At 64.0% G+C, this 3,992-nt stretch carries 6 protein-coding genes; 1 reads left to right on the top strand and 5 read right to left on the bottom strand.

All coding sequences use genetic code 11. The annotated features are described in order from the left end of the window. Positions 1 to 302: ABC transporter permease (locus KBC96_15440; GenBank protein MBP6965787.1), on the top strand; the 302-nt coding region annotated here is incomplete at its 5' end. Positions 303 to 322: 20 nt separating this feature from the next. Here the strand turns inward: KBC96_15440 and KBC96_15445 are convergent. From KBC96_15445 to KBC96_15465, 5 genes are all read right to left on the bottom strand, one after another. Next, entirely contained in the window at positions 323 to 985 is a 663-nt protein-coding gene (locus KBC96_15445) for a sugar transferase (GenBank protein MBP6965788.1), read from the bottom strand. Beyond that, on the bottom strand, positions 909 to 2,129 hold the full coding sequence (locus KBC96_15450; protein MBP6965789.1) for a glycosyltransferase: 1,221 nt from the start codon (positions 2,127 to 2,129) through the stop codon (positions 909 to 911). The genes KBC96_15445 and KBC96_15450 overlap by 77 nt, the downstream gene beginning before the upstream one ends. Then, positions 2,107 to 3,306, bottom strand: a complete 1,200-nt coding sequence (locus KBC96_15455) for a glycosyltransferase family 4 protein (protein MBP6965790.1) — start codon at positions 3,304 to 3,306, stop codon at positions 2,107 to 2,109. Before KBC96_15455 ends, KBC96_15450 begins: the two co-directional genes overlap by 23 nt. A gap of 149 nt (positions 3,307 to 3,455) precedes the next feature. Then, on the bottom strand, positions 3,456 to 3,602 hold the full coding sequence (locus tag KBC96_15460) for a hypothetical protein (protein ID MBP6965791.1): 147 nt from the start codon (positions 3,600 to 3,602) through the stop codon (positions 3,456 to 3,458). Positions 3,603 to 3,634: 32 nt separating this feature from the next. Then, a partial coding sequence (locus KBC96_15465) for an SPASM domain-containing protein (GenBank protein ID MBP6965792.1) occupies positions 3,635 to 3,992 on the bottom strand: 358 nt, incomplete at its 5' end.

A 3,992-nucleotide genomic window follows, 5' to 3' on the forward strand; every position in this document is an offset into this window, starting at 1 on the left:
TCTTCAAGCGCGGCGACCCGGTATCCTGGGCGCTGGGGAGCACGTCCGAACTCCTCGGCGGGGTCTTCTACCCGATCACCATCCTGCCGCTCTGGCTGCAGAAGGTGTCGGCGCTGCTCCCCATCACCTACTCCCTGAGGGCGATCAGGCACGCGGTGCTGCAGGGCCACTCGTTCCGCGCCCTTTCAGGCGACATCCTCGCGCTCGCACTCTTTTCAGTTGTCATGGTGCCACTTAGCATGCACGCGTTCCGGGTGGCGGTCCAGGCCGCCAAGCGAAACGGCACGCTCTCTCAATACTGATACACTGCCCCGTCGGCGCCTCAGCGAGCCCCCTCGGCCCTGAGGACGGCCGGAACGGTCTTCGCGACGATCCAGAGGTCGAAGAGAAGGCTCTGCTTCTCGGCGTACTCGATATCGAGCCTGACCATGTCGTCGAAGGGAAGGTCCTTCCTCCCGCTGACCTGCCAGAGCCCGGTGAGGCCGGGCGTCGTCCTCAAGCGCTGAATCTGATACTCGTCGTACTGCTCGACTTCCTCCGGCGAGGGCGGCCTGGGACCGACGATCGCCATCTGACCGAGCAGGATGTTGACGAGCTGGGGAAGCTCGTCCAGGCTAGTGGCCCTGAGGAACCTCCCGAGGCGCGTGACCCGCGGGTCGTCCTTGATCCTGATGATGAGCTGGGTCGGCTCCTCGTTCAGGTGGCGGACTTCGTCCAGCATATCATGCGCGCCGTTGCACATGGTGCGGAACTTGTACATCATGAACCGCCGACCGTTCTTGCCCACCCTGACCTGGCGGAAGACCACCGGGCCCTCAGAATCGAGCCTGATCGCCAGCGCGATCGCCGCCATGAGGGGCGACGAGAGCACCAGCACGATGAGCGCGGCCGTCCTGCTGATCACCGCCCTAGTCGCCAGGTACCAGCAGCTTCTCTTCCTCGGGGCGATCCGCAGAACCCCGGCCTGCGCCAGCTGATCCACCATTTGCTCCATGCCACTCCGCTCCTGACTTGCCGGCAGAATGCATGCCCGCAGTGTGCTCCCGATGTTTCTGTTCGACAAAAGCCCTGAATGCATTCTTGAAGGCTTCCGTGTCGAAGGCGCATGCGTGTCCCCTGATCCGCGAAGAGTCGAAGTCGCAATCGCGGAACCGGCGCACCGCGGAGACGAGGCTCTCCGCCGACTGCTCCGTGAAGAACACGCCAGTGGCGCCCGGGACCACCGTGTCCAGAGCGCCGCCGACACCATAGGCAATGACAGGCCTTCCGCATGCCTGTGCTTCGAGGGGAACGATCCCGAAGTCTTCCTCTTGCGGGAAGATCAACGCCTTGCATCCCCGGTACATCTCCCTGAGAGCCTCCTCGGACACCCGCCCGGCGAACCTTATGTTGGGGGCGGCCGCGGCCTCGAGCCGCTTCCTCTCGGGCCCGTCGCCGACAACCACGAGCGGCAGCCCGAGCTGGTTGAACGCCTCGACCGCGAGGTCGGCCCTCTTGTAGCGCACGAGGCGGCTCACGTAGAGATAATATTCGAACCTGGTTACCCCGTTCGGCGTGAAGAAATCCGCCTGGACGGGGGGCGGGATTATCGTGCAGTCACGCCTGTAATACTTATGAATGCGGCGGGCGACGGCGGAGGAGTTGGCCACGAAGTAGTCCACCCGGGCCGCCGACGCGTAGTCCCAGACCCGCAGGTAGTTCATCATCGGCGCCATGAGAACTCTGGAGAGGCTCGACAGCTTCTCCTTGTCGCGGTACTCGTGGAACATGTCCCACGCGTAGCGCATCGGCGTGTGGCAGAAGCAGATGTGCGTCGTGTCCGGCCTGGTGATCACACCCTTGGCGCACGAGAAGTTCATGCTGAGCACGACCTCGTACTCGGTCAGGTCGAACTGCTCGAGCGCGAGAGGCGCTAGAGGAAGGCAGCGCTGGTACAGCTTGCCGCTGAACGGGATCTTCTGAAGGAACGACGTGCGTATGTCCAGCTCGCGCATCTCGGGCGAGAGATTGCCTTCCTTCACCAGCGTACAGTACACGGGCGCATCCGGAAAGATGTCGTGCACCGCGAGCAGCACACGCTCCGCGCCGCCCATGTTCGCTATCCAGTCATTGACTATCGCGACCTTCATCTTCCGCCACCAACCGCTCGTAGAGTGCGGCAATACTCGAAACGCTCAGACGTATATCGAAGAGTTCCGCGGCGCGCCCTGCCCCCCGCAGACCCATCCTTTGCCTCAGGTCCGCGTCCGCCGCTATACTCCGCATGGCGTCGGCCATGCTCCCTGGATCCCTCGGTTCGACCAGAATCCCCGTCTCGCCGTCGGACACAATCTCGGGGACTCCGCCCGCTCTCGTCGCTATCACCGGCTTCCCCGCGGCCATCGCCTCTATCAGGACTCTTCCGAACGGCTCTTCCCAGGAGCCCAGGACCACCGCGTCGGAAGCCCGCATCACCGCCGGGACATCCCTGCGCTCGCCGGTAAACACCACCCTGCCGTCGAGCCCGAGCGCCGAGACCTCTTCCCTCAACTGCCGCTCGTACGCCCTGGTATCGTACCGGCTCTCCGCACCGGAGAACTTCGCCTCGCCGACGATCAGCAGCGCGGCCTCCGGGAACTCCCCGGCGATCATGCCGAACGCCCTGATGACCTCCAACTGCCCCTTCCAGGGGGTGATCTGCCCCACCGCAGCGAAAACCGGCGAGACAGCCGAGACGCCGAGTTCCTCCAGAAGGCCACCGACCCGGCCGGCCTCGGCGCGAGAGTAGAGTTCGACGCCGTTCGGGACTACGACCGTCTCTCCGACGATCCCCGCCCGGACCGCGCGGTCCGCCACGTACCGGGATATGGCGACAACCACATCGGCCCGCCGGCGCAGGACGCGTCCCACCAGGCGGCTCTGCAGACCGACCGGCATACAGTCCCTCAGGTGCACGACAAGCCTGCACCTCCGCCGGATAAGCGGTTTCGCCAGTCCGGCGATGAACCCGGCCCGAATGGTATTCGCGTGCACGACGTCCGGAGCGAAGGACCTCAGACTGGCCGCCAGCCTCGCTGCCGAACCGACGGACCCGACCGCATAGCCGAGTATCTGCGGCAGTCCCCGGGCATACCCGACCTGGGCGACCGCGACCCGCTCGACGTCCACCCCCATCCCCGAGGCCATCTCCGAGAGAGGCCCCTGGGGACAGAACAGCCGGACCTGCACGCTGCTTTTGTCAATGTACCGGAGAAGCAGACCGAGACTCGTCTCCGCTCCTCCAACGGCGCCGGTATGATTGAAATATGCGACCTTGATGCGACTCAATAAGGAATGGATGCTACTCTTCGGGAGTCAAGACGAATCCCACCGCCACGTAATCCAACTGCGCTGCTACTGCCAACTACGAGGATTTGCGCCTTGCGATGAACTGCCACCTGCGATGCTCTACCTCTCTGCGAACTTCGGCCACATGCTCAGCTTCGGACCGGCGTGCCCCTGTTGCAGGGCCTCGCTCGATTGAGGCAGTTGCCGATTCGCCCGAACTTGATGCAGGCTATCGCCCTGCACTCGAAGACGATCTTCTCGGACTTCAATACCGGACTGCGATAGGTTTTTCTCATAGCTATTCCTCTCCGCATGGTGATCCGCCGGCTCAACCGCGTTTCTCGAAGATATCCCGGCACGCCCGTGCCTGCCTGCAGGCCTCGCTCGACGGACCCAGCATGTCGCCGTCCTCCAGGTCGGCGAGCCCAGGACACCTGAAACAGTAGGGAAGCAGCTCGCACGATCCGCAGACGGCCAGGTCCCTGAGCCTGATGTCCCTGATGCGGCTCAGCTCCTCCGAGCCTCGCCAGATTGCAGGAAAGTCCTTTTCCCTGATATTGCCAACTGCGCGCAGGAACTGCACGCAGGGATACACGTCCCCGTACGGGCTGATGCAGCAGGTCGTCAGCCCCGCATTGCACTGATGGCAGTCCGCCGCCTCGCGGAAATCCTCCGCCGTCAGCGTC

This window comes from Armatimonadota bacterium (genome assembly GCA_017993055.1).
In the GTDB taxonomy this organism is placed as follows: domain Bacteria; phylum Armatimonadota; class UBA5829; order DTJY01; family DTJY01; genus JAGONM01.